At 65.2% G+C, this 23,969-nt stretch carries 23 protein-coding genes, 1 pseudogene and 1 riboswitch; of the genes and pseudogenes, 16 read left to right on the forward strand and 8 right to left on the reverse strand.

The window, feature by feature from the left end; all coding sequences use genetic code 11:
* Positions 1-30: 30 nt before the first annotated feature.
* From hrpB to FQ775_RS20570, 4 genes are read right to left on the reverse strand one after another with little or no spacing between them, the layout of a single operon-like run.
* Positions 31-2,499, reverse strand: coding sequence for an ATP-dependent helicase HrpB (hrpB, locus tag FQ775_RS20555; RefSeq protein ID WP_146300845.1), 2,469 nt, complete (start codon positions 2,497-2,499; stop codon positions 31-33).
* A 4-nt stretch (positions 2,500-2,503) separates the two neighbouring features.
* Positions 2,504-3,145, reverse strand: coding sequence for an ATP-binding cassette domain-containing protein (locus FQ775_RS20560; protein WP_246730196.1), 642 nt, complete (start codon positions 3,143-3,145; stop codon positions 2,504-2,506).
* Between the two features lie 8 nt (positions 3,146-3,153).
* Positions 3,154-4,833: an ABC transporter permease gene (locus FQ775_RS20565; protein WP_146300847.1), complete on the reverse strand. Its 1,680-nt coding sequence runs from the start codon at positions 4,831-4,833 to the stop codon at positions 3,154-3,156.
* A 58-nt stretch (positions 4,834-4,891) separates the two neighbouring features.
* Complete coding sequence (locus FQ775_RS20570) at positions 4,892-6,112, reverse strand: ABC transporter substrate-binding protein (protein WP_256378197.1); 1,221 nt, start codon at positions 6,110-6,112, stop codon at positions 4,892-4,894.
* Positions 6,113-6,314: 202 nt separating this feature from the next.
* A riboswitch (FMN riboswitch) is annotated at positions 6,315-6,459 on the forward strand.
* A gap of 98 nt (positions 6,460-6,557) precedes the next feature.
* Here FQ775_RS20570 and FQ775_RS20575 point away from each other — a divergent pair.
* Positions 6,558-7,445, forward strand: coding sequence for a DMT family transporter (locus FQ775_RS20575; protein WP_206064786.1), 888 nt, complete (start codon positions 6,558-6,560; stop codon positions 7,443-7,445).
* A gap of 1 nt (position 7,446) precedes the next feature.
* On the opposite strand, the gene phnF is transcribed toward FQ775_RS20575, so the two are convergent.
* On the reverse strand, positions 7,447-8,172 hold the full coding sequence (phnF, locus tag FQ775_RS20580; RefSeq protein WP_246730197.1) for a phosphonate metabolism transcriptional regulator PhnF: 726 nt from the start codon (positions 8,170-8,172) through the stop codon (positions 7,447-7,449).
* Positions 8,173-8,295: 123 nt separating this feature from the next.
* On the opposite strand from phnF, the gene phnG reads away from it, so the two are divergent.
* The 3 genes from phnG to FQ775_RS20595 are packed head-to-tail and all read left to right on the forward strand — an operon-like array spanning position 8,296 to position 10,478.
* Positions 8,296-8,757 (forward strand): phosphonate C-P lyase system protein PhnG, encoded by a 462-nt coding sequence (gene phnG / locus FQ775_RS20585; RefSeq protein WP_246730198.1) that lies wholly within the window; start codon positions 8,296-8,298, stop codon positions 8,755-8,757.
* Positions 8,757-9,368 carry a phosphonate C-P lyase system protein PhnH gene (gene phnH / locus FQ775_RS20590; protein WP_146300850.1) on the forward strand — a complete coding sequence of 204 codons (612 nt, stop codon included), beginning with the start codon at positions 8,757-8,759 and terminating at the stop codon, positions 9,366-9,368. The genes phnG and phnH overlap by 1 nt, the downstream gene beginning before the upstream one ends.
* Positions 9,369-10,478, forward strand: a complete 1,110-nt coding sequence (locus FQ775_RS20595; protein ID WP_146300851.1) for a carbon-phosphorus lyase complex subunit — start codon at positions 9,369-9,371, stop codon at positions 10,476-10,478.
* Positions 10,479-10,480: 2 nt separating this feature from the next.
* On the opposite strand, the gene FQ775_RS20600 is transcribed toward FQ775_RS20595, so the two are convergent.
* Positions 10,481-10,690, reverse strand: a complete 210-nt coding sequence (locus tag FQ775_RS20600; RefSeq protein ID WP_146300852.1) for a hypothetical protein — start codon at positions 10,688-10,690, stop codon at positions 10,481-10,483.
* Between the two features lie 584 nt (positions 10,691-11,274).
* On the opposite strand from FQ775_RS20600, the gene FQ775_RS20605 reads away from it, so the two are divergent.
* From FQ775_RS20605 to FQ775_RS20625, 5 genes are read left to right on the forward strand one after another with little or no spacing between them, the layout of a single operon-like run.
* Entirely contained in the window at positions 11,275-12,219 is a 945-nt protein-coding gene (locus FQ775_RS20605; RefSeq protein ID WP_146300853.1) for an alpha-D-ribose 1-methylphosphonate 5-phosphate C-P-lyase PhnJ, read from the forward strand.
* Positions 12,220-12,227: 8 nt separating this feature from the next.
* The gene (gene phnK / locus FQ775_RS20610; RefSeq protein WP_206064907.1) at positions 12,228-12,995 is read left to right on the forward strand and encodes a phosphonate C-P lyase system protein PhnK; all 768 of its coding nucleotides are present in this window, start codon (positions 12,228-12,230) and stop codon (positions 12,993-12,995) included.
* Positions 12,996-12,997: 2 nt separating this feature from the next.
* A complete protein-coding gene (phnL, locus tag FQ775_RS20615; RefSeq protein WP_146300855.1) occupies positions 12,998-13,705 on the forward strand; it encodes a phosphonate C-P lyase system protein PhnL in 708 nt (235 codons plus the stop codon).
* On the forward strand, positions 13,702-14,319 hold the full coding sequence (locus FQ775_RS20620; RefSeq protein WP_146300856.1) for a DapH/DapD/GlmU-related protein: 618 nt from the start codon (positions 13,702-13,704) through the stop codon (positions 14,317-14,319). Before phnL ends, FQ775_RS20620 begins: the two co-directional genes overlap by 4 nt.
* Before the next feature lie 58 nt (positions 14,320-14,377).
* Positions 14,378-15,517, forward strand: coding sequence for a GyrI-like domain-containing protein (locus FQ775_RS20625; RefSeq protein WP_146300857.1), 1,140 nt, complete (start codon positions 14,378-14,380; stop codon positions 15,515-15,517).
* 39 nt (positions 15,518-15,556) lie between these two features.
* Here the strand turns inward: FQ775_RS20625 and FQ775_RS20630 are convergent, their stop codons facing one another.
* Complete coding sequence (locus FQ775_RS20630) at positions 15,557-16,654, reverse strand: transporter substrate-binding domain-containing protein (protein ID WP_246730199.1); 1,098 nt, start codon at positions 16,652-16,654, stop codon at positions 15,557-15,559.
* A gap of 259 nt (positions 16,655-16,913) precedes the next feature.
* On the opposite strand from FQ775_RS20630, the gene phnC reads away from it, so the two are divergent.
* From phnC to phnN, 7 genes are all read left to right on the forward strand, one after another.
* Positions 16,914-17,735, forward strand: coding sequence for a phosphonate ABC transporter ATP-binding protein (gene phnC, locus FQ775_RS20635; RefSeq protein WP_146300859.1), 822 nt, complete (start codon positions 16,914-16,916; stop codon positions 17,733-17,735).
* A gap of 59 nt (positions 17,736-17,794) precedes the next feature.
* On the forward strand, positions 17,795-18,700 hold the full coding sequence (gene phnD, locus FQ775_RS20640) for a phosphonate ABC transporter substrate-binding protein (protein ID WP_146300860.1): 906 nt from the start codon (positions 17,795-17,797) through the stop codon (positions 18,698-18,700).
* A gap of 62 nt (positions 18,701-18,762) precedes the next feature.
* Positions 18,763-19,620, forward strand: coding sequence for a phosphonate ABC transporter, permease protein PhnE (gene phnE / locus FQ775_RS20645; protein ID WP_146300861.1), 858 nt, complete (start codon positions 18,763-18,765; stop codon positions 19,618-19,620).
* Positions 19,620-20,957: a phosphonate ABC transporter, permease protein PhnE gene (gene phnE, locus FQ775_RS20650; RefSeq protein ID WP_146300862.1), complete on the forward strand. Its 1,338-nt coding sequence runs from the start codon at positions 19,620-19,622 to the stop codon at positions 20,955-20,957. The genes phnE (FQ775_RS20645) and phnE (FQ775_RS20650) overlap by 1 nt, the downstream gene beginning before the upstream one ends.
* Before the next feature lie 211 nt (positions 20,958-21,168).
* A complete protein-coding gene (locus tag FQ775_RS20655) occupies positions 21,169-21,876 on the forward strand; it encodes a DUF1045 domain-containing protein (RefSeq protein ID WP_146300863.1) in 708 nt (235 codons plus the stop codon).
* Positions 21,877-23,016 carry an alpha-D-ribose 1-methylphosphonate 5-triphosphate diphosphatase gene (locus FQ775_RS20660; protein WP_146300864.1) on the forward strand — a complete coding sequence of 380 codons (1,140 nt, stop codon included), beginning with the start codon at positions 21,877-21,879 and terminating at the stop codon, positions 23,014-23,016. It begins immediately after the preceding gene.
* Positions 23,016-23,648: a phosphonate metabolism protein/1,5-bisphosphokinase (PRPP-forming) PhnN gene (gene phnN, locus FQ775_RS20665; protein WP_146300865.1), complete on the forward strand. Its 633-nt coding sequence runs from the start codon at positions 23,016-23,018 to the stop codon at positions 23,646-23,648. The genes FQ775_RS20660 and phnN overlap by 1 nt, the downstream gene beginning before the upstream one ends.
* 188 nt (positions 23,649-23,836) lie before the next feature.
* Here the strand turns inward: phnN and FQ775_RS24195 are convergent.
* A pseudogene (locus tag FQ775_RS24195) lies at positions 23,837-23,947 on the reverse strand (DUF1513 domain-containing protein); the annotation flags it as partial.
* Positions 23,948-23,969: the final 22 nt, after the last annotated feature.

The raw sequence follows: 23,969 nt of genomic DNA on the forward strand, positions 1-23,969 counted from the left end.
GCGGTCCGCTCTGGCCAAGGAATTCCGAGCTCAGCGGCGCGGCTTGGCGCGCGCGGTCGCCTCGGCGGCCCTGGGGTCTTCCGGCCAGTAATGCTTCGGGTAGCGGCCGCGCATGTCACTGCGCACATCTCTCCAGGAGCCGCGCCAGAAACCCGGCAGGTCGCGTGTGGTCTGGATCGGTCGGTTCGCCGGCGAAAGCAGCTCGAGCGTCAGCGGCACCCGGCCTTCGACAATCGCGGGATGTTCGGCCAGCCCGAACAATTCCTGCACCCGGATCGCCAGCACCGGCTCCTCGCCCGAATATTCGATAGGAACGCGGCTGCCCGACGGCGCGTCGTAATGCGTCGGCGCGAGCCGGCCGATGCTGTTCTGCAATTCGTATGGAACCAGCGAGGCCAGCCCGTCGGCCAGGGCGCGGTCTGAAATGTCGACAACTGCCGCGCTGCCAGGAAGAAACGGCGCCAGCCAGTCTTCGAGGCGCGTGAGCAGGGCATTATCGGCAACGTCGGGCCATGGTGTACCAAGCCCTCGATGGAGCCAACCCAGCCTGTGCCTCAAGGCGGTCGACGTTTTCCCCCAGGGCAGGATGGCGAGGCCATGGACGCGTATCGCTTCCAGGATCGCCTGATCTGCCTCCACACCCGTCGGCGGCGGCAGCAGGCGTTCGCCGAGCGTGATCGCGCCAAGCCGCCTGGTCTCCCGCGTGCGGACGGACTTCCTCTCCGTGTCGAACATCGTTTCGCTGCGAACCCCGATCCGCTCCCCGAGCCTGTCGACGATGTCCGCCTCTGTAATTCTGGCCGCTGCCGCGATGCGGGCGTTGCGCGCCTTGCCCTGCAGGTCGGCCACAACCAGAAACTCCTCGCCGGCGAGCCGGTCGGAGGCATCGATTTCGGCGCCGCGGCCATTGGCAAGCACAAACCGGCCACGCTCGCCACGGGCCCTGGCGACGCGGTCCGGCCAGGCCTCGAGCAACAGGAGACCCGAGGTTGGTTCGTCCGCGACTGCGCGTCGAGGCTCCGTGGCCGACCCGGCAATTCTCCTGGCCAGAATGCGCGCACTTTCGGCGCGTTGGCCGCGATCGCGGCGGAAGCGATCCAGCCGGGCATCGAGATCGGGGTCCGAGCCGCCCAGCCCGCGCTCGGTCAGGAGCACCGCGAGTTCCGAAGCGCGCCCCGCACTTCCCCGTGCGCTCGCCTTCGCAACCATGTGCGCAAGCCGTACCGGCAAAGCGAGCTTGCGCATTGCCTCGCCGTCCGCGGTAAGCCTGGCGTCGGCATCGATCGCGCCCAGGTCGAGAAGCAGGGCGCGCGCCGTCTCCAGCGCGGCTTTCGGCGGCGGGTCGAGAAAGGCAAGCCGCGCAGGGTTCGTGACGCCGAAGGCCGCACAGTCGAGCATCAGGCCGGACAGGTCGGCCTCGAGGATTTCCGGGGGCGTGAAGGCGGGCAGGGACGCGGTCTGTTCCGCTCGCCACAGCCTGATCGCGGCGCCCGGTTCGGTGCGGCCGGCGCGACCGGCGCGCTGGTCCGCGGACGCGCGGGACACACGCACGGTTTCCAGCCGCGTCAGGCCGGTGGCCGGTTCGAATTTCGGCAGCCGCGAATAACCGCAATCGATGACCACCCGCACCCCGTCGATGGTGATCGAGGTTTCGGCGATGGCGGTCGCCAGAACCACCTTGCGCCGGCCCGCCGGCGCCGGGCGGATCGCCGCGTCCTGCGCCTTGCCGTCCATGGCGCCGAAGAGCTTCATTACCTCGACATCCGCACTGACCCTGCCGTCAAGCCGCTCGGCAGTGCGCTCGATCTCGCGCTGGCCCGGCAGAAATGCGAGGACGCTGCCGGTTTCCGAAGCCAGTACCGTCCTGATTTGCCGTGCCATTGCTTCTTCGAGCGCTTCGTTGGCCGACCTCTCGTGGTAACGGATGTCGACCGGAAAGCCGCGGCCGGCGCTCTCGATCACCGGTGCGTTGCTTAGGAGTTTTGCCACCCGCGCCCCGTCAAGCGTCGCCGACATGACCAGCAGCCGCAGATCGGTCCTGAGTCCGTTCCTCACGTCAAGCGCCAGCGCCAACCCGAAATCGCCGTCGAGGGAGCGCTCGTGGAACTCGTCGAAGATCACGGCCGAGACGCCCTTGAGTTCCGGATCGTCGAGGATCATGCGCGCCAGCACGCCCTCGGTGACGACGAGGACACGCGTCTTTGCCGACGCCTTCCTGTCCATGCGCATGACGTAACCGACCGTCTCGCCCGTATTTTCGCCCAGCAGCACCGCCATGCGCCTGGCAGCGGCGCGCGCCGCCAGGCGGCGCGGTTCGAGCAAAAGGATGATGCCGTCGCCGAGCCACGCCTCGCCGAGCAGCGCCAGCGGCACGAGCGTGGTCTTGCCGGCGCCGGGCGGGGCGACGAGCACGGCCGCGCCGTCACCCGCAAGCGCTGCGCGCAGGGCCGGGAGGCATTCCACGACGGGCAGATCGGGTAGTGCGGGAACGCTGCGCATCTCCTCAGCCAATACGCAACACCGCGCCACCGGCGGCTTCGGCATCGGCCTCGTCATGGGTCACGAGCAGTACCGGCAGTCCCTTTTCGTGCGCCTTGGCGAAGACGAGCATCCTGATCTGCTGGCGCAGATCGGCGTCGAGCTTGGAGAAGGGTTCATCCAGCAAGAGTGCACGCGGCTCTGCCAAGAGGACGCGAGCGAGTGCCACGCGGGCCTTCTGCCCGCCCGACAAGGTATCGGGATCCCGTTCGCCAAGGCCGGCGAGTCCCACGCCTTCGAGAGCGGCGGTTGCCAGCGAAAGCCGCTCGGCCTTGCCTCTGACCGCGCGCGGGATGGCAAAAAGCAGGTTGCCGTTGACGCTCATATGCGGGAACAGCAGCGGATCCTGGAACAGGATGCCGGCATGCCGGTCCTCCGGCGCCAGCGCCGTGAGTTCGGTGCCGTCGACGAAGACGCGGCCCGTTGCGCGGAAGGCCGGGTCGAGGAAGCCGCCGACATAGGCAAGCAGCGTCGACTTTCCGGAGCCCGAAGGCCCCATGATGGTCAGCACCTCGCCCGGCGCCGCCTCATGGTCGACCGCAAGCAGAATACGGTTGCCGAGCGCGATCGAAACGCCGTCGAGTTTCAGCCCTTTTGCCAAAGTCACCTGCTTCGTCAGACCCGCATGGCGCGGAACCGCCGGAATATCAGTGCTGGTATCGCGGTGGCAACGAGAAAGCCTAGTGCCGGCAGCGCCATCTGCAGGAAGGCATAAACGCCGATGACACGGCGGTTGCCTCCCGACGCAAGCGCCACTGCTTCCGACGTGATGGTGGTAAGGCGTCCGGCGCCGATCAGTACGGTCGGCAGATAAAGCCCGACGGATACGGCGAAGCCGACCGCGGCCGCCGTCAAGATGGCGCGCGTCAGCATGGGCAGCCGGATGGCGGCGAGAGCGCGGCGGCGCGAGGCGCCTAGCCCCGCGGCGACGGCATCATAACGCCGGTCGAAGGAGCGCCAGGGATCGGAAAGCGACAGGAAGACATAGGGCATGACGAAGATAAGGTGCGCGAAAACGAGCGCCGGCAGGCTGGCATCCATTCGCGCCAGAAGGAAGAGCAGTTGCAGTCCGAACAGGAAGGCGGCCTGCGGCACCAGCAGCGGCAGGTAGATCAGGTAGAGCGCCTTGTTGCCGAGGGTACGGCCGGATTCATCCTCGCGCGCGAGGCAAAGCAGGGTGAGGCCGAGCGCGATGACGGTCGCGGCGAGGCCGGTGGCAAGCGTGACCGTGAGCGGCTCCGCGATCCGAGGCGCCGTCGCGATCCAGGTCTTCAGCGAAAAGCTGCGCGGCAGCGCGTCGGGATATTGCCACAGGCCGGCGACCGACCAGATCGCCAGTGCCGCCAGTCCGGCGGCCACGACAAGTGCCGAAAGCGACATCGCCCACAGGCCTGCATGGCGCAGAACCGCATCGTTCCGAAACCTCAGCCCGCCTGCGGCGAACCGGTCGCGGGCGGCGGCCGACAGCCGCTCGAGCACGACCCAGACCAGGAGCGCCGTCGCGCTGGCGGCTAGCTGCAGCACCGCGCCCGCCGAGGCCAGAAAACGCATCGACAGTTCCGGGTCGTTCATCCATTCGACCAGGCGCACGGCAAGGGTCGGTGGCGTCAGGGGTCCGAGGATTGCGGCCACGTCAACGACCGAAGAGGCAAACGCTATGACAGCGAAGACCGCGAGCCTGATCTGGCTATAAATCGGCGGCCACAGGCCGAACAGGAAACCGGCGATGCGGCCGTAGCCAAGTGAAGCCGACAATGCGCGTGTGCGTGCAAGCGGCACCTGCGGCAGGGCTGCCAGCGTGACCAGCAGCAGGAACGGGATTTCCTTGACCACAAGGCCGGCGATCATGGTCAGCCCCATCGGGTCGTGCACGATCAGCAGATCCGGCGGTCGTGTCCAGCCGGTCAGTTCGGGTGAAGTCAACCTTGCCAGCAATCCGGATGGCGCGACGAGGAAGGCAAGACCGAAGGCAGCCGCCGCATGCGGTACCGACAGTAGCGGCGAGACCAAATGCTGCATGCGCTCGAAGGCGCGGGTACCGGCCCACGCCGCGACGAAAAACATGACAACGGCCAACGAAACCAAGGCCGAGCACAGCCCGGCAAATACGCTCAGCCCGAACGAGGTGGCGATGCCCGGCTGGGCGAAAAGCGCCCGCCACGGTGTCAGCGAGAAGCTCTCCCCGCCAAGCGCCGGCAGGTAGCCAAAGGCCGGCAGCACCGTACCGGCAAGCCCCAACAGGATCGGCCCCGATAGCAATGCCACAGCCAGCGGTGGGCCGAACCGGGTCAGCATTCTCGGGCGCCTTTACGATCGGTCACCGTCGGCGCCGTCCCCGCGAGGCGCGTCAGGGTCAGTTCGCGACGCCGTAGCGCGTCTTCCATTCCGCCTCGATCCGCTCCATCCAGCTCGGATGCGGTTCGTCGATTGCCGGCCCGAGTTCGTCCGGCCTGAGCGTCGCGATGCCGAGATCAAGCGCGGCGAAGCGCTCGCGGCCGGCCTCGTCGAGTTTGTCGATCGCCAGCACGGTCGGGTCTCCCCAGACCTTCGGGTCCTGCTTGCGGGCCTGGGCTTCCGGCGACAGCAGGAAGTTGGCCGTCACCAGGGCGCCGGCCTTCGAGGCCGCGTTGTAGGGAATGGCGACGAAATGCGTGTTCGAGAGCGTGCCTTCGGGGAAGGTGAACGAGCGCACCGTGTCCGGCAATTCGCCATTGGCGATCGCGCTCGATGCTTCTGCCGGATTGAAGGCGAAGATGATATCGACCTCGCTGTCGGCCAGCATCTGCTTCATCGCAGGATAGTTTTGCGGATAGGCGCGGCCCGAGCGCCACATCACCGGGTGCAGTTCATCCAGATAGGCAAACAGCGGCGCGGCATCCTGCTCGAAGGTTGTTTCGTCGACCGCCTTCAGCAGTATCGAGGGATCTTCGACCAGTTCCGACAGCACCTGTTTCAGGAAGGAAGAGCCAATGAAGTCCGGCGGCTGGGGGTAGGAGAAGCGTCCCGGATTGGCCTTCGCCCAATCAAGCAGGGAGCGCGCGTCGGTCGGCAGATCGGGGATCTCGGTGCGCGCCGAATCGTGGAAGAAGACCAGCTTGGCCATCCCCCACGGGCTTTCGAGCCCCTCGACGGGGATCGTGAAGTCGGTGCGGATGGTCGGCTTTTCCTCGATATCGACATATCGCCAGTTGGGGAGGTCTTCAGCCCAGCCCGGTGAAAACAGGAGGCCTTGCCGCTTCATCGAGGCGAAGTTCTCGCCGTTGATCCAAATGAGGTCGACCGAGCCGCCCTCGTCCTTGCCGGCGGCTTTTTCCGCAACCACCTTGGCGACGGCGTTGGCGGTGTCGTCGAGTTTCACATGGACCAGCGTGACGCCGTATCGCGATTTCAGTTCCGCGCCGGCCCATTCGATGTAGGCGTTGATGTTTTCGGAGCCACCCCAGGCGTTCCAGTAGACGGTTTCGCCCTTCGCCTCCGCGACGACCGCCGGCCAGTCCTTCGGGTCGAGTTCGGCCGCCATGGCCGCTGTGCTCGCAAAGGCCAGGCCGAGCGCGGCGAGAAGGGTCTTTTTCACTGGCAAGGCTCCCATTTTCTATCCTTGCCTGACGATTGAGCATGGCCCTTCCGAAGGGTCAATCACGCGGCATTCTCCTCCGCTCAATTCGCCGTGACGGTCATGTGAATGTGCAGCTTTGGCAGTGTGGCGGGAACGGCATCTTGATCGCCGCGCCGGCCAGACGTAATTTCCCTGTCGGCGGCTGCCATCATCGGGCCGCCGGCGTTCTCAGGGCGGGGTGGAAGTCCCCACCGGCGGTAAGGGGGCAACCCCAAGCCCGCGAGCGCCGCGGCGACAGTCGCGGGTCAGCAGATTCGGTGCGAATCCGAAGCCGACGGTGAAAGTCCGGATGGAAGAGAACGGATCAGCGTTGCGCTGCCCGCCGGCCGCAAGCCGGGGGCTTTGCGACGTCCGGTCCCGCATCCCCTGAGGTATCTGGGTCAATGCGAAAGGATCGGACACAATGAGCCAGACCACCTCTGCCAACATGCCTACGGCCGCTTTGCGCGGTGCTGCGATCATGGTCGCGGCCGGCCTCGCCTTCGCCGGGCTCAACGTTGCCGTGCAGTGGGCAACGGTCGTTGCCGGCGCGTCGTCGCCGGCTGTCGCCTTCTGGCAATATTGCATCGCTCTTGTTCTGGGCGCGCCGCTCGTCTGGCGCGGTGGCGTCCATATCCTGCACACGCGGCACGTCGGTCTTCACCTCGTGCGCGTTCTTCTTGCCGCCGCGGGGGTCCAGGTCTGGGTCTACGGGCTGTCCGTGGTGCCGATCTGGCAGGCGATCGCGCTGGCCATGACCTCACCCTTCTTCGTCGTCGCCGGCGCCGGACTGCTCCTGAGGGAGCGTGTCGATGCGACGCGCATCGCCGCCACCGTCGCCGGCTTTGCCGGGGCCATGGTTATCATCGCGCCGTGGTCGGAAGCATTCACCCGGCATGCGCTGCTGCCTATTCTGGCGGCTGCCTGCTGGGCCGGTACGTCCCTGATCACCAAATATCTGACCCGCCTTGAGCCCACGGCCGGCATCACCGTTTACCTGCTCTTGCTCCTGACGCCGGTCAACGCGCTGGTCTGGGTGGGGTCCGGCTTCGATCTTCCGACCAGTGCCGCATGGGGTGCGCTTCTTGCCGCCGGCGCATTGACCGCGCTGGCGCAATATCTGCTCACCTGGGCCTATGCGAGTGCGGATGCGGCCTATCTGCAGCCCTTCGACGACCTGAAGCTGCCCTTCAACATTCTCGCTGGCTGGGTGGTCTTCGGCGCCGCGCCGACGCTTGGCTTCTGGCCGGGTGCGGCGCTGATCGTCGCCGCTTCGTTCTATCTGATGCGGCGCGAGCAATTGCGGTCGTGAGTTACGCCGGTGGCGTCACGGAAAGCTCGACACGGTCGGCGGCGAAGCGGGTTTCCGAGAACTGGATCGGCCGCCCGCCGATGTCGACATTGATCGCGATGGTGACCAGTACGATGGCGCCCGCCGCGAGCCCCAGATCGTCGAGGTCGTCGTCGTCGGCGTGGCGGGCCGAAACCAGCGTCGACTGGCGAAAATAGTCTTCGACGCCATAGCGTTTGAACGCGAGCGTCACCGAGCCGAGTTCCTGGAATGCATCGGCGAAGCCCGCGAAGCGCTCGGCGTCGAACCAGCTGGTGGCCCGGGAGACAGGCCGTCCGTCAGCTTCCGACATGGTTTCCATGCGGATGACTGGCGCGCCGTCGGCGAGATCGAGCGCCTCGGCAACGCGGCCGGAGGCAGCTTCCCGTGACTCTCTCAGAAGATGTCCGCGCCGGTCGCGCGCCTGGTCGCGCAGGCCTTCCGAAAAGCGGGTGCGTGCGCTGATCGGATATTTCAGCCGTCTGCGCTCTTCGACGAAAGTGCCTCGGCCTTGCTCGGCGCGCAGCACGCCTTCGTCGATCAGTGCGGCGATGGCGTTGCGCACAGTGTGCCGATTGACGCCGAAGCGCGCGGCAAGCGCGGTTTCGGGCGGCAGCCTCCCGCCTTCGGCCAGTGTGCCCGCTCCAACGCCATGTCGAATCTGGTCGGCAATCTGGCGCCACAGCGATATGCCGCTGCGACGCTCCATTGCTTTCGCCGATCCTGCCATTTGACCACCCCTGTCATGCGCCCGTCATGGACAAGCACTAGAAAATCGCATAGCTTGTATAATTGTATAGATCAATAGACAAATAAACAGGATCAGCCAGGGATGAGAGCAGGCACGAACAGCGCTTTGAGCGACCGCGGGCGGGCGATGGCGCTGCTGGCACGCTCGGATGGCGACGAGATACGGCGGCTCTGGGAGGCATCCGGCCTCGCCGTCGAGGTGGAGCCGGTTCGTGGCCCGGAAACCGGCCTCGTCATGCTGCGTGGGCGCATGGGCGGTGGCGGCGCAGCCTTCAATCTGGGCGAGGCGACGGTGACGCGTGCCACCGTGCGGCTCGTCACCGGCGAGGTCGGGCATTCCTATGCCCTCGGTCGCGATGCCGACAAGGCACGCATCGCCGCGACGGTGGACGCGCTCTGGCAGCGCGCCGAGGCGCGTGCGGCGGTCGAGGAGCGGATCGTGACGCCACTGGCGGCAGCGGCGGCGGAAGCCGACAAGCGCCGCCGTGACGAGACCGCGGCCACGAAGGTCGACTTTTTCACCATGGTGCGCGGAGAGGATTGATGGAACTTTCCAGCCGTTCGATCGATGGTGGCTTTGTAGAGCCGGTCATCGCCGCACAAGGCGTTTTCCGTGCCGTCATGGACGCCATGGCACGGCCCGGAACGTCGGGCGAGTTGCCGCCGCTGGCGCGGCCGCCGGCGCCGCTTTCGCCAGAAGCCGGTGCTGTGGCCCTGACGTTGTGTGATCACGATACGCCGGTCTGGCTCGACCCGCCGCTTTCCGCCAGCGAGGAGGTCAGGGCGTGGCTTGGTTTCCACACCGGCGCCCCTCTCGCCTTCACCCCTGCCGAGGCGCATTTCGCGCTGGTGTCGCGCCCGGGCGAACTGATCGCTCTCGAAAACTTCGCCCAGGGTTCGCAGGAATATCCCGATCGCTCGGCGACGCTGATTCTTCAGACGGAGACGCTGACGGGCGGCGAGGAGCTGGTGCTGACCGGTCCGGGTATCGAGACCAGCACCACGCTGGCGCCTCAGCCTCTGCCACGCCACTTCGCCACCCAGTGGCGCCAGAACAATTCGCGGTTCCCGCGCGGAATCGATCTTGTTCTGGTCGCGCCCGGCGCGCTCGCCTGCCTGCCGCGCACAACCCGCATCGCCGGAAAGGACGCATAGATGTATGTCGCCGTTAAGGGCGGCGAGGCCGCCATCGAGAACGCGCACCGGCTGCTGGCCGATCGCCGCCGGGGCGAGCGCGACGTGCCCGCCCTCGGCCTCGACCAGATCGTCGAACAACTGGCGTTGGCCGTCGACCGCGTCATGACCGAAGGCTCGCTCTATGACCGGGACCTGGCTGCGCTCGCTGTGCGGCAGGCGCGGGGTGACCTGATCGAGGCGATCTTCCTCGTGCGCGCCTATCGCACCACGCTGCCGCGCTTCGGTTATGCAAGGCCGGTGGATACCGGTGCCATGCTGGTCGAGCGTCGCGTCTCGGCAACCTACAAGGATCTGCCGGGCGGCCAGTTGCTCGGCCCGACCTTCGACTACACCCATCGCCTGCTCGACCCACAGCTCGCGAGCGACGTGCCGGTGGGCGAGCCGGCGAGACGCGAAGCCGACGACGAAAAGATGCCGCGCGTGTCTTTGATCCTCGCCAACGAAGGATTGATCGAGGATGACGGCGCGCTGCCTGACAATCGCGACCCCGGAGACATTACGCGCGAACCGCCGGAGTTTCCGATGGATCGCGACCTGCGCCTGCAGGCGCTGGCTCGAGGCGACGAGGGCTTCCTTCTGGCGCTCGCCTATTCGACCCAGCGCGGCTATGCCCGCTCGCATCCCTTCGTCGGCGAAATAAGGATCGGCGAGGTCGAGATTGAGCTCGATGTGCCCGAATTGCCCTTTCCGGTACCGCTCGGGCGTATCCGTGTCACCGAGTGCCAGATGGTCAACCAGTTCAAGGGCTCGGCCAAGGCACCCCCCCAGTTCACGCGTGGCTATGGGCTCGTCTTCGGCCAGTCCGAGCGCAAGGCGATGGCGATGTCCCTGTGCGATCGTGCACTGCGTGCGCGCGAGTTCGGCGAGGATGTCACGGCGCCTGCGCAGCACGAAGAGTTCGTCGTCTCGCATTCAGACAATGTGCAGGCGACTGGCTTCGTCGAACATCTGAAGCTGCCGCACTATGTCGATTTCCAGGCCGAACTCGATCTCGTGCGCCACCTGCGCGCCGAGTTCGAGCAGCGTGAGAAAAAGGACGCCGGCGAACAGCGGGAGGCAGCAGAGTGAGGTCAGTCTCCGCCGCATCCCCCGCTGTCGCCGGTACCGCCGAAATCGCTCCAGTTGCCGGCAAACCCTTCACTGCCATGGAGGTCCGCGCGTGTACGGCCGCTCGCCTCGCGGCTGCCCTGCGCCAACCCTCGAATGACGATCATCGTCGCGGCCAGCGCAACGGCGATGGCAACGCTTTTGACGGTCAGATACTCGACGAGGAAGTCCATGGCACTTCCCTGTGCTTCTCCTCGCGGGCGAGGATAGCCAGCAAATCTTATCGTTCCGGCAACCGGATCGCTAAAATGACACGCGTCGCCGCCGGGCGACTTTCGGGCGGTGACGGAACCGGTCTAATGGTCCTGATCCGGCGTTCGCTTGCCGCGCGCGCGGGCGCGGTAACCGCGATAGATGAGATAGGCGGTCAGCAGCAGTGCCAGAATCACCGGCAGGATGACGAGATCCATGTTTGTCTCCTTTCCTTGAAGGAAACGCACGATCTGCCTTCGCGTTTCAGGGTCGATGCGGGCGGCGCCATGACGTCAGTCGCCCCCGCCTCCGTTGCCACCGCCGTCGGAGAAACCGCCGCTACCCGAATCGTGATTGTGAGATCGTTCGCCCGGCCAGACAAGAATGCTTTGAGGCGGGACCCTGCTGCTGTGCTGGGGGCGCCTGTAGCGGAACAGCCTTGGCCTGAGAATGAGCAGGACGGCGACGGCAAATGCCCCGATCAGCATCCCCACGCGTATCCACCCGGCTTGGTCCATGCGGCAGCTCCCGAGACCACCATCCTTACGTATCGACGGTAAGCGCTATGTCAGGCATCGCAACCTACAATTTTGCCTATCTCGACGAGCAGACCAAGCGCATGATCCGGCGCGCGATCCTCAAGGGGATCGCCATTCCTGGCTATCAGGTGCCGTTCGCCTCGCGCGAGATGCCGATGCCTTTTGGCTGGGGTACCGGCGGCGTCCAGGTGACGGCCTCGGTGATCGGACCCGACGACGTCCTCAAGGTCATCGATCAGGGTGCAGACGACACCACCAACGCCGTTTCCATCCGCGCCTTTTTCCAGAAGGTCGCCAATGTCGCTGTGACCACCGAGACGGCCAAGGCGACCATCATCCAGACCCGGCATCGCATTCCAGAACATCCGCTCGTCGAAGGCCAGGTGCTTGTCTATCAGGTGCCGATCCCGGAGCCGCTGCGTTTCCTCGAGCCACGCGAAACCGAGACGCGCAAGATGCACGCGCTTGAGGAATACGGGCTGATGCATGTGAAGCTCTACGAGGACATAGCCCGCCACGGCCACATTGCAACCACCTACGCCTACCCGGTCAAGGTCGAGGGCCGTTATGTCATGGACCCTTCGCCGACGCCGAAATTCGACAATCCCAAGATGCATCGCTCGCCAGCCCTGCAGCTCTTCGGTGCCGGGCGCGAAAAGCGTATCTATGCCATTCCGCCCTATTCCGAGGTCATCAGCCTCGATTTCGAGGATCACCCCTTCAAGGTGCAGGAATTCGACAAGCCCTGCGCGCTGTGCGGCGCCGAAAACGTCTATCTTGACGAGGTCATCCTCGACGACCGTGGCGGGCGCATGTTTGTCTGCTCCGATACCGATTTTTGCGAGGGCAGGCGGGCGGATGGCCATACCGGCAGTTCTCTCCCTCCCGAGGGGAGGGAGGCGAACGAAGTCAGCCCGGTAGGGTCTCCCGCCATCGACCAACTATCCATCAAGGGAGCGGGAAGGCCGTGACCGACGACATGCCATTGCTGCGCGTTGCGGCGCTTTCCAAATCCTATGGCTCCCGGGTCGGCTGCGCCGATGTTTCCTTCGACCTCTGGCCGGGAGAGGTGTTGGCGGTCGTCGGCGAGTCCGGGTCCGGCAAGACGACGCTGCTCAATTGCGTCTCCACCCGGCTGATGCCCACGGCCGGCACGGTCAGCTACCGCGCCCGAGACGGCGAGTGGCGCGACCTCTACCGCATGAGCGAGGCCGAGCGCCGTTTCCTGATGCGTACCGACTGGGGGTTCGTGCATCAGAACCCGGCCGACGGGCTCAGGATGACGGTCTCCGCCGGCGCCAATGTCGGCGAGCGGTTGATGGCGGTCGGCGACCGCCACTACGGCAATATCCGCGCCACCGCGGTCGACTGGCTCGGCCGGGTCGAGATCGCCGAGGATCGTGTCGACGATCAGCCGCGCGCCTTCTCCGGCGGCATGCGACAGCGGCTGCAGATCGCCCGCAACCTGGTCACGCATCCGCGCCTGGTCTTCATGGACGAGCCGACCGGCGGGCTCGACGTGTCGGTGCAGGCGCGCCTGCTCGACCTGTTGCGTGGGCTGGTCGCCGATCTCGGACTGGCGGCGATCGTCGTCACCCACGACCTTGCCGTTGCGAGGCTGCTTTCGCATCGCATGATGGTGATGAAGGACGGCAAGGTGGTCGAACACGGCCTGACCGACCGCGTGCTGGACGACCCGCAGGCGCCCTACACGCAGCTTCTCGTCTCCTCGATCCTGCAGGTGTGATGATGGCGACGCCCCTCGTTGTTTCGGAACTCGCCAAGAGCTTCACCATGCATCTGCGCGATGGCGTGCGCCTGCCAGTGGTCGAACAGGTGTCGTTCTCGCTCAAAGCGGGCGAATGTGCCGTGCTTGGCGGCCCCTCCGGTGCCGGCAAGAGTTCCATCCTGAAGATGCTCTATGGCAACTACGCCGTCGACACCGGCCAGGTGATCGTCGAACATCATGGCCGCCTCGTTGACATGGCGACAGCGAGCCCGCGCGACGTGCTGGCGATCCGTCGCGACACCATCGGCTATGTCAGCCAGTTTCTGCGCGTGGTGCCGCGGGTCTCGGCGCTTGACATCGTCGCCGAACCGCTGCTGGCGCGAGGACGCGGCCGCGATGAGGCGATGCGGCGCTCGCGCGACCTGCTTGGCCGGCTCAACTTGCCCGCAAAACTCTGGGACCTGCCGCCGGCCACCTTCTCGGGCGGCGAACAGCAGCGCGTCAACATTGCCCGCGGCTTCATTACCAGCCATCCGATCCTGCTCCTTGATGAGCCGACGGCGTCGCTCGATGCCAAGAACCGCGAGGTGGTGATGGCGATGATTGCGGAAAAGAAGCAGGCCGGAGTCGCCCTGCTCGGCATTTTCCACGACCAGGACGTACGCGAGGCCGTCGCCGACCGCGTCATCGACGTGACCGATTTCGCACCAGCAAGGACCGCCGCCTGATGCCGAAGCTTTCGGAAATGCCGCATGTCCATCCGAGCGCGGAGATGGAGGGCTCGACACTCGGCCGCTACACAGAAATCGCCGAGCGCACCCGCTTCCATGATTCCGTCCTTGGCGACTATTCCTACCTCATGCAGGATTGCGGCGTCTGGTGCGCCCAGATCGGCAAGTTTGCCAACATTGCCGCGGCCGTACGCATCAACGCCACCAACCATCCCACTTGGCGGCCGACGTTGCATCATTTCACCTATCGCGCTGCCGACTATTGGGACGATGCCGTGCACGAGGAGGAATTCTTCGAATGGCGGCGCGGCAACAAGGTCACGATCGGTCATGATACCTGGCTAGGGCACGGCTCGACGGTCCTGCCCGGCGTGACCGTCGGTGACGGCGCCGCTGTCGGCGCAGGCGCGGTGGTATCGAAGGACGTCGCACCCTACACCATCGTCGGCGGCGTGCCGGCCAGGCCGATCCGCGAGCGCTTCGACCGCAGGACGGCGGAGCGCTTTCAGGCGCTTGCCTGGTGGCATTGGGACCATGGTCGCCTGCGCGCCACACTCGACGATTTCCGCGGCCTGAGCGCAGACCAGTTCTTGGAAAAGCACGGCGGCTGACCATCCGTCGCCCGGCACGCGGTTGACAACCTTCACGTCAATATTCTAGCGCTAGAATATGAAAAGCCTGAGCAGCGCAGAGTTCGCGATCCTGAGCCTGCTTGGCGAGGCGGCGCGGCATGGGTACGAGATCGAACGTCTGATCGAGGAAAGGGGACTGCGCGAGTGGACCGAGATCGGTTTCTCGTCGATCTATTTCCTGCTCGACAAGCTTCGCAAGGCTGGATTGGTCGAACCGCTGCCCGGGGGCGGTGGCGGCAAGGCGCGACGTCCCTTCCGCATCACCGGTGAGGGTAGACGCATGCTTGCCGACGAGACGCGGCGCACGCTGGCGGAGCCCCAGCGGCTCTACCCGCGTCTGCTGCTCGGCCTGGCCAACTGGCCGGCCCTTGAGACGACCGACGGAATCGGTGCGCTGGCAGCGCGCGGCGCGGCCCTTGTTGCCGAGGCGAAGCGACTCGCCGGCATCCGCGCCCGCCAGCAGACCCTGCCGGCCTTCGTGGACGCAATGTTCGATTATGCCCTTGGCCAGATCGAGTCCGAACAGGTCTGGCTGCGAAGGACGGTTTCACGCTTGGAGGAGGCGATGCAAAAGTTGGACGTCAAGAAGACGCTGAAGGCACTCTACGCCCCGCCGGCAGGCGAATGGCTGGAGGTGAACGTGCCCCGCCTGCAGTTTGTCATGATCGACGGTGCCGGCGATCCCAACACCGCGGACGCGTACCGGCAGGCTCTCGAATGGCTCTATTCGGTAAGTTACGCGGCAAAATTCGCCGCCAAGGCTCGAGGCAAGGATTATGTGGTAGCGCCGCTCGAAGGGTTGTGGTGGGCGGACGATCCGCGGAGTTTTGTCGAACGTCGCAAGGACGAATGGCGGTGGACCATGATGATCATGGCGCCCGACTTTATTGACGAAACTCTGTTCGAAGGCGCGATCGCCAAGTCCTCGCGAAAGCTGGGCGTACCCCCGGAAAGCCTGAGGCTGGCCTCTCTCGAAGAGGGCCTTTGCCTGCAGATGATGCATATCGGCTCCTATGATGACGAGGGCCCGGCTCTGGCGCGTCTGCACGACGAAATCATGCCATCGCGCGGCTACACATTCGCCGGCCCGCACCACGAAATCTATCTTGGCGATCCGCGCAAGGTCGATCCGTCGAAGCTGAAGACCGTGCTGCGCCAGCCTGTCGAGCGCGCATGATCGCCGACGGCCCGAAACCGCCAGGCCGTTGATGCGGGGCTACTGTGCTTCGCCGAAATAGCGTTCCCGCAGCGCCTCGATGCGGCCGCCTTCGTGCATGCCGAGAAGCTCTATGGTCACGGGGCGCGTCAGGGCGCTGCCGTGCGCGAGCCCGAATCCGTATTTGTCCGGTTCGAAGATCGGCCCGACCACATCGAGACCTGCCTCCGGGTTGGTATGCGCGAAATATTCGAGCACTGGTGCGTCGCCGATGATGGCGGCGACCCGCTCCTGCCCAAGGGCCGCTGCTGCCGAGCCCACGTCGTCGAACGATCGCGCAGGCATGCCGGCTTGCCGCGCGAAGTCCTCGGCAACACTTCCGGTGAAGACGCCGACGCGCTTGCCTGGCAGGTCTTCGAGGCTGTTGATCTGGTTGGTGAGCGACAACGTCGTCATCACGCTGGTCACCGAGGAGGTCACATAGGCCAGTACGGCAATCCCGCAGACCATCCAAAGCGCCTGCCAGATGCGACCGACCCAGCCGAACAGGTTCTTGCGCGACGGCATCTTTCCCGAAGTCGCGACCGACATCACTGTATGAAAACTCTCGGCCAGGCCCTCGCGCCACCGTCGCGGAAAGTTCGTGTCGAAACGCCGGTCGAAAACGGTCAACAGTCCGGTCGCCGCCAGGACGACCAATCCCAGCCATGCATAGGCGCGCAGGTGACCGGAATCGCGAAGCCCGGCGATCACCTCGGACAAGCCGGCACTCCTGTCATCGGCGACCAGAATCCGCAATCCGGCATCGAACCAGGGATGGGTGAAATCGATCCTGTGCGCCCGGTTCTGCGTGATGGTCAGGTTGGTGACCGCCACGTCGATCGAACCGTCCGCCGTTGCGTCGACGAGGGCGCGAATGGTGGGGTAGGCCTCGTAGCTGAAATCGAGGTCAAGCCGGTCAGCGACGTCCTCCCAAAGCTCGACCGCCATGCCCTCGTAGCCGTCCGCGCGCGCCATCACGAAAGGCGGACTCGTATAGACCCCAACCTTGATCTGGGTCGTTGGTGCAGGCTGATCCTGAGCAATGGCGACCTTGCCACCTGCCGCAAAGAGCAGCGCCAGCAGCGTACACGCGAGGACTGTGCGGACTGCCTTCAATCGACCGCGTTCGAGGTCGCCGCGGGGCGCTTGCGATGTCAGCCCGGAAATCATCGACGCCAGCTATAGACGAGACGAGCCCCGCGTTCAACGCAGGGATGCGCCGTCGCCGCAGTTGGTATTCGCGCCCCACGCGCACGGGGTCGCAAGGCGGCTGTGGCCTGTAACACAACTGTCACTATCCTGACATTCCACCTTCATCTGGCTCGGCTAGCGGAGTCGTGACGAAAGGCGAAAAACGCCTAGCGGGGACGGCTTCATGCTCGAAATCCGGATGGTCACGCGGCGCTTCGGCAACAAGGTGGCGGTCAGTGGCGTCGATCTTGCGATCGATGACGGCCAGATGGTCGGGATCATTGGCCGTTCCGGCGCCGGCAAATCGACGCTGCTGCGCATGATCAACCGGCTGATCGACCCTTCCGAGGGCGCGATTTCCTTTGCCGGTGTCGAGGTGTCGGCCCTGCGGGGAGCCGCATTGCGTTCCTGGCAGCGCGACTGCGCCATGATCTTCCAGCAATTCAATCTGGTGCCGAGGCTGGATGTGGTTTCCAACGTGCTGCACGGCACGCTCAACCGTCGCTCTACCCTCTCTACGGTATTCAGCCTCTACCCGACCGAAGACATCCACACCGCGATCGACATCCTCGACCGGCTCGGCATCGCGGATCATGCGGCCAAGCGCGTCGAAGCCCTGTCCGGCGGGCAGCAGCAGCGCGTCGCCATTGCTCGTGCCCTCATGCAGGATCCCAAAATTATCCTCGCCGACGAGCCGATCGCTTCCCTTGATCCGATGAATGCGCAGATCGTCATGGATACGTTGCGGCGCATCCATGACGAGGATGGCCGCATGATCGTGTGCAACCTGCACACCCTGGATACCGCGCGGCGCTATTGCGATCGCGTCGTCGGCATGCGCGACGGCCTTGTGGTGTTCGATGGAGCCCCTGACGAACTGACGACCGCCGTCGCCCGCGAAATCTACGGCGCCGATGAAAACTTCTCGGAGTCGTCGACCTCGACATCGATCGAGCCCCTGGAGCCGGTCTACCGGCCCGACCGCGAGCCCGCTTACGCGCTCTGAACTCGCCTCCCCGCGCGAAGGATCGCTCGGGTTTCATCCAAACCAACGGAGTATCGACCATGAAAAAACTGCTTGCAGCCCTGCTCACCTCGGCCGCCATCGCGGCGCCGGCGTTTGGCCAGGACGGGATCAGCGAGTTCCGCATCGGCATCCTCGGTGGCGAGAACGCCCAGGACCGTCTGACCTCGCACGAGTGCCTGAAGAATTACACGGAGGAGGCGCTCGGCGTGCCTGTGAAGCTCTTTACGCCCGCCGACTATGATGGCGTGATCCAGGGCCTGCTCGGCGGCACCATCGACATGGCCTGGCTCGGCGCGTCGGGCTATGCCAAGACCTATCTGACCGATCCGGAAGCGGTTGAGCCGGTGCTCGTGAAGACCAATCTCGACGGCTCCTTCTCCTACCATTCGATAGGCTTTGCGCGGAAGGATTCCGGCATCACCTCGCTCGAGGGCATGAAAGGCAAGAAGTTCGGTTTCGGCGACCCGAACTCGACCTCCGGCTACCTGATCCCGTCGATCGAGATTCCGGCCGAAATCGGCGCGACGATGGACAACGGCGTCTACTTCAGCGAGGTCGTGTTCACCGGCGGCCACGAGCAGACGATCGTCGCCGTCGTCAATGGCGATGTCGATGGTGGCGTGACCTGGGCCGACGGTCAGGGCGCCTGGGAAGACGGCTTCAATTCCGGTGCCTTGCGCAAGGCGGTTGATGCCGGCATCGTCGACATGAACGACATCGTCCAGATCTGGAAGTCCAAGCCGATCCCGGAGGGTCCGATCGTACTGCGCAAGGCACTGCCGGCCGACGCCAAGGCCAAGATGGTGGAACTTGTCGGCGGCATGCACGAGAAGGACGCGCAGTGCGCCTACAACATTGCCGCGGGCGACACGGCCGGCTTCAAGCCGATCAGCCACGATGCCTATGAATCGATCATCGCTGTCCGCCGCGCGCAGACCAACTGATCGCCAGACGTTGTTGAGACGGGCCCTTCGGGGCCCGTCTGCTTTTTCACGAAAGGCAAGCGATGACCGACACCGCAATAGGCGGGCTGGGAGGCCTCAAGGCCGACTATCTGGCCCTTGTACGTCGGCGCCAGATGTATTCCGGCGTATTGCTCATCGTCTTCGTCGCCCTGCTTGCAGCCGGATTCGACCTCGCCGACAGCCGCAACGCGGGCGGGTTCTGGAGCGGACTGTCGCGTCTCTTCGACTTCCCGACAGAACTCGTGCTGGAGGCGATTGCCAAGGGCGCCGCCTTGCCGGCCAATCTGTGGCGTTATCTGCCGGCGATGATCGAGACCATCAATATCGCCGCGGTCTCGACGCTTGTCGGCGCCGTGCTGGCCATCATCCTGTCATTGCTTTCGACGCGCGGTCTGGCGCGCTGGCCGCGGTTGATCCCGCTGTTCCGGCGCATGATGGACACCATGCGTGGGATCCCGGAGATCGTCATCGCGCTTGTGCTGATCTTCGTACTGGGTGGTGGCCCAGTGCCGGCCATGATTGCCATCGCCTTCCACACGGCTGGCGCGCTGGGCAAGCTGTTTTCCGAAGTCAATGAAAACGCCGACCTGAAACCCGTCGAGGGCCTTTCTTCGGTCGGTGCATCCTGGTTCCAGCGCATGTGGCTTGGCGTTGTTCCGCAGGTCGCGCCCAATTACCTCTCCTATGCGCTGCTGCGGTTCGAGATCAACGTACGCGCCTCCGCGATCCTCGGCTTCGTTGGCGCCGGCGGTATAGGCGCGGAACTCAGGGTCGCGATCTCCTGGGGCACTGGTCGCTATGACGCGGCTGCCGCAATCTTCATTCTGCTCTTCTTGACCATCGTGGCGATCGATCAGCTTTCGAGTCATTTCCGCAACCGTCTGGTCAGGGGGCATTGATGGCCACAGCAGATATCGGCTTCGACCTGAAGGCAGCCAAACACGACGCGGCGCGGCGCATCTCCCGCAAGCGCATGCTTGCGTTCGGCGTGCCGGCGCTGGTTCTGGCCTATCTCGTCTACGTTGCTTTCGCCTTCGACATTCCCGGCCTGGCGAGCCGCGCTCGCATGGACAATGCGCAAATTTTGCTCGCCGACATGATCAGCCACAAGGTTCACGTCACGCGTGACAACCGTGTCGGCAGGACTACGGTGGCCATCGAGGGCGAAAACAAGGGCACCTACGCCGACGACCAGTGGCCGGACTGGATCGCGCGCCAAGGGCGTGCGACCGTCATCACTCTCGAAAACGAGCATCTGGTCCGATTCGATCCCGACGCGGTCCGCTTCGACATTCCGGGCTACGGGCTATTGGAGATCGTCCAGGACCGCTCCGGCATTTCCATGGACACGCCTGAGGGACCGCTCCCCGACTGGATCAACGCTTCCTCGTCCCGTGTGACGGTGACGCTGCCGGAAGGGCGGCTCACGGTCACCAAGACCAGGGCCGAGGTCTTCCGCTATTTTGGCGGCTGGGAGTTGTTCTTCTTCACGCTTGATAGCCCGTTTCATGACAAGTCCTGGGGCGAACTGGCAACCCTGGCGTTTTCCGGCGATGCCGTGCGGCAAGGCCAGTCGAACCTCTCTGCGATGACGTCGGACTTCTGGAACAACGCCATGTGGCGCCACAGGGACGTCGCCTGGGCGATCTTCGAGACCATCCTCATGGCCTTCCTGGGCACCATGGGCGGAGCGATTGTGGCCCTGCCTCTGGCATTCGCCGCAGCGAAGAACTTCGCGCCCGCACTCCCGGTGCGCTTCGGCGTGCGCCGCGTCTTCGATTTCCTTCGCGGCGTCGACGGGTTGATCTGGACGATCATCCTGTCGCGGGCGTTCGGGCCCGGCCCGCTGACGGGGTCGCTCGCGATCCTGTTCACCGACACTGGAACCTTCGGCAAGTTGTTTTCCGAAGCACTGGAGAACGTAGACCAGAAACAGATCGACGGACTGCGCTCGACTGGCGCCAATACGGTCCAGCGCAACCGCTTCGGTGTCATCCCGCAGATCGCTCCGGTGATCATCAGCCAGGTGCTCTATTATCTCGAATCCAACACGCGCAGCGCGACGGTGATCGGCGCGATCGTTGGCGGCGGCATCGGGCTCTTGCTGACGCAGGCGATCCAGACGCAGAAGGACTGGGAGGAAGTCACCTATTACATCGTGCTTACCCTGTTGATGGTCTCGATGATGGACATGCTCTCGGGCTGGCTGCGTTCGAAGCTGATCGGCGGACGATAGTCCGGGGCAGGTATTACTGCGCTGTCACGCGTAGCGGTCGACCAAAGATGAGGTCCGCCAACGTTCCGTGGCATCGCTTGATTGTGTTGCTGCGGTCGGCGCGGTAGTTTCGTAACCTGCCTCGATGCCATTCGGGCTGCGGTCAGTCGCGTGGCTTCGTCAAACTGTCACGCAAATCGCCTAATGCATCGCGCCTGGCGAGGATGATCCCATGCGCTACGCGATCTACTTCACCCCACCCAAGGATGCCGCGCTGACGCGCGCCGCCGTCCGCTGGCTCGGGCGCGATGCCTTCACCGGCGAACCTTTTGCAGCTGTTCCGCTTGGCGATCTGACGGCGGCGGAACTGGCGTTCCATACCGCGTCGGCGCGCCGCTACGGTTTCCACGCCACGCTCAAGGCGCCGTTCGCGCTGGCCGGCGGACAGACGGAGGCCAAGCTTGTCAAGGCGCTCGACGACTTTGCCGCCGAGGTCGAGCCTGTCCGTCTGGCGGCTTTGGTGGCGCGGCAGATTTCCGGCTTCTATGCGCTGGTTCCGGAGCAACGTAGCGCGGCCCTGGATCGTTTCGCTGGCGAAATTGTCGAGCGGTTCGACCGTTTTCGAGCACCGCTCGCGGAACGCGACATCGCCCGCCGCAACCCTGGATCACTGCGGCCTGAAGAGATCAAGAACCTGCATCAGTGGGGCTATCCTTACGTCTTCGACGCTTTCCGATTTCACATGACGCTGACCGGTCGTGTCGCCGGCACCGAGGCCGAGCGGCTCGGCGCGGCCATTGACGAGCATTTCCGCCCCTTCCTCGGTGCTCCCCTCGAAATCGCCTCGATTGCACTGTTTGTCGAATCAGAACCCGGTGCGCCTTTCCGGGTCCGGTCCTTCCATCGGATCGGCCGCCACGAGCAGAGAAAGTCCGCCTGAATGCGTTCCGAAACCGTCCTCTCCAATGCCCGCATCGTTCTTGCCGACGAAATCGTCGACGGTTCTGTCGTCGTCCGCGACGGCCGCATCGCCGATATCGCGACCGGCGACACCCGCGGTGGGGAGGATTTCGGTGGCGACTACCTGATTCCCGGTCTGGTCGAACTGCACACCGACCACCTCGAAGGCCACTACGCGCCCCGGCCGAAGGTTCGCTGGAATCCGCTTGCCGCCGTGCTGGCCCACGATGCCCAGGTGGCGACCTCGGGTATCACCACTGTCTTTGACGCGCTCAGGGTCGGTCTCGACGAGGACTCCGACACCGCCGCCGCGGACCACCGGAAGCTTGCCGATGCGATCGTCGACGGCATGTTGGGGGACAGGTTGCGTGCCGAGCACTTCATCCACCTGCGTTGCGAAGTCTCGGCGGACGACTGCGTCGACAGCTTTGGCCTCTACTCGGAAGACGATCGCGTGCGCCTCGTCTCGCTGATGGACCATTCGCCGGGCCAGCGCCAGTTTGTCGACCTCGAGACCTATGCCGCCTATTACAAGCGCAAGCTCAACCTGTCCGATCAGGCGTTCCGGGAGTTCTGCGAAAAGCGCATGGCGCAGTCGGACCGCAATTCGCGCCGCCACCGCGAGACCATCGCCGCAGCCTGTCACGGGCGCGGCATCGTGCTTGCGAGCCATGACGATGCGACCGAGGATCATGTCGCCGAGGCGGTCGGACAGGGCATCCGTGTTGCCGAGTTCCCGACGACGCTTACGGCCGCCGCGGCGTCCAAGAACGCCGGCATGGGCGTCCTCATGGGAGCACCCAATGTCGTGCGTGGCGGCTCGCACTCCGGCAACGTCTCGGCGCGGGAACTGGCGGAGAGCGATTGCCTCGACATTCTTTCGTCGGACTACATTCCGTTCAGCCTCATCCAGTCTGCCTTTTTCCTGGGAGAGGTCGTCGACGCTATTTCGCTGCCACGCGCAGTGGCCATGGTTTCGAAGAACCCGGCTGAGGCGACCGGCCTCGACGATCGTGGCGAGATCGCCATTGGAAAGCGCGCCGACCTGGTGCGCGTGCGCGTTGACGAGCATATCCCGGTCGTGCGTTCGGTCTGGCGCGAAGGCCGCCGGGTGGCCTGATGGAAGCGCTTTCCGAGCGCCCGCGGCCGGGGATCGATCCACGCGCCCGGCAGGGTGCCTTCGTTGCCGTCGTCGGCCCCAGCGGTGCGGGCAAGGATACGCTGATCGGCTACGCCAAGGCGCGATTGGCTGCACGCGGTCGCCGCGAGGTTCATTTCGTGCGCCGGGTCATTACGCGCTCTCCCGATGGCGCGACGGAAGATCACGACGCGCTGTCGCCGGAGGCCTTCGCCAGTGCCGAGGCCGGCGGCGCGTTTGCCTTGTCATGGTCGGCGCACGGGCTGCGGTACGGCCTGCCGGCGCAGGTCGACGAACGCATCGCCGCCGGCGCCGTCTGCGTAGCCAACCTGTCGCGCGCCGCCATCTCGGCCCTGCGCGCCCGCTACCGCAACGTCTCGGTCGTGCTGGTGACGGCTTCGCAAGAGACGCGTGCCGCCCGCCTGGCCGCGCGTGGGCGCGAAAGCCGCGAGGAGATCTTCGCGCGGCTGGCGCGTGCTGCCGAGGGCGAGCTTGAGTTGCGTGGCACCGTCACGGTCATCGAAAATGACGGTGCCATCGAGGATGGCGGCGAGGCGCTTCTCGCGGCGATCCTGGCGGCAGGCGAACTTGCCGGCGCGCCGGTGGATACCTGACGCATCAGCGGCGGAGCCGCGGGCTGCCTGAGGGTTGGCCGCTTGCCCGATGTGCAAGATATGGTTTGTCCCAGACCAGTTCGTCGTGCCGCTTGTGGGCGCCGGAGGCGGAAACGATCGCGCCCTCGCCGGAACCCCTCGCCCTGTGACGCCAGCCCGCAAGCTTCCGTCAGGCTCTCGACGTGCCGCAAGGCGGCCGTGCGGGCATCAACGACCGCCATCCGGTTGCCGCGTGGCGAGGAGATCGCGATCATGTTTTCCTTCGCGTTGTAGGCGACTGAACCGACATAGTTGCGCATGCTTTGTCGCCGTTTCGTCTTT

It is taken from the genome of Nitratireductor mangrovi, assembly GCF_007922615.2.
Classification (GTDB): domain Bacteria; phylum Pseudomonadota; class Alphaproteobacteria; order Rhizobiales; family Rhizobiaceae; genus Mangrovimarina; species Mangrovimarina mangrovi.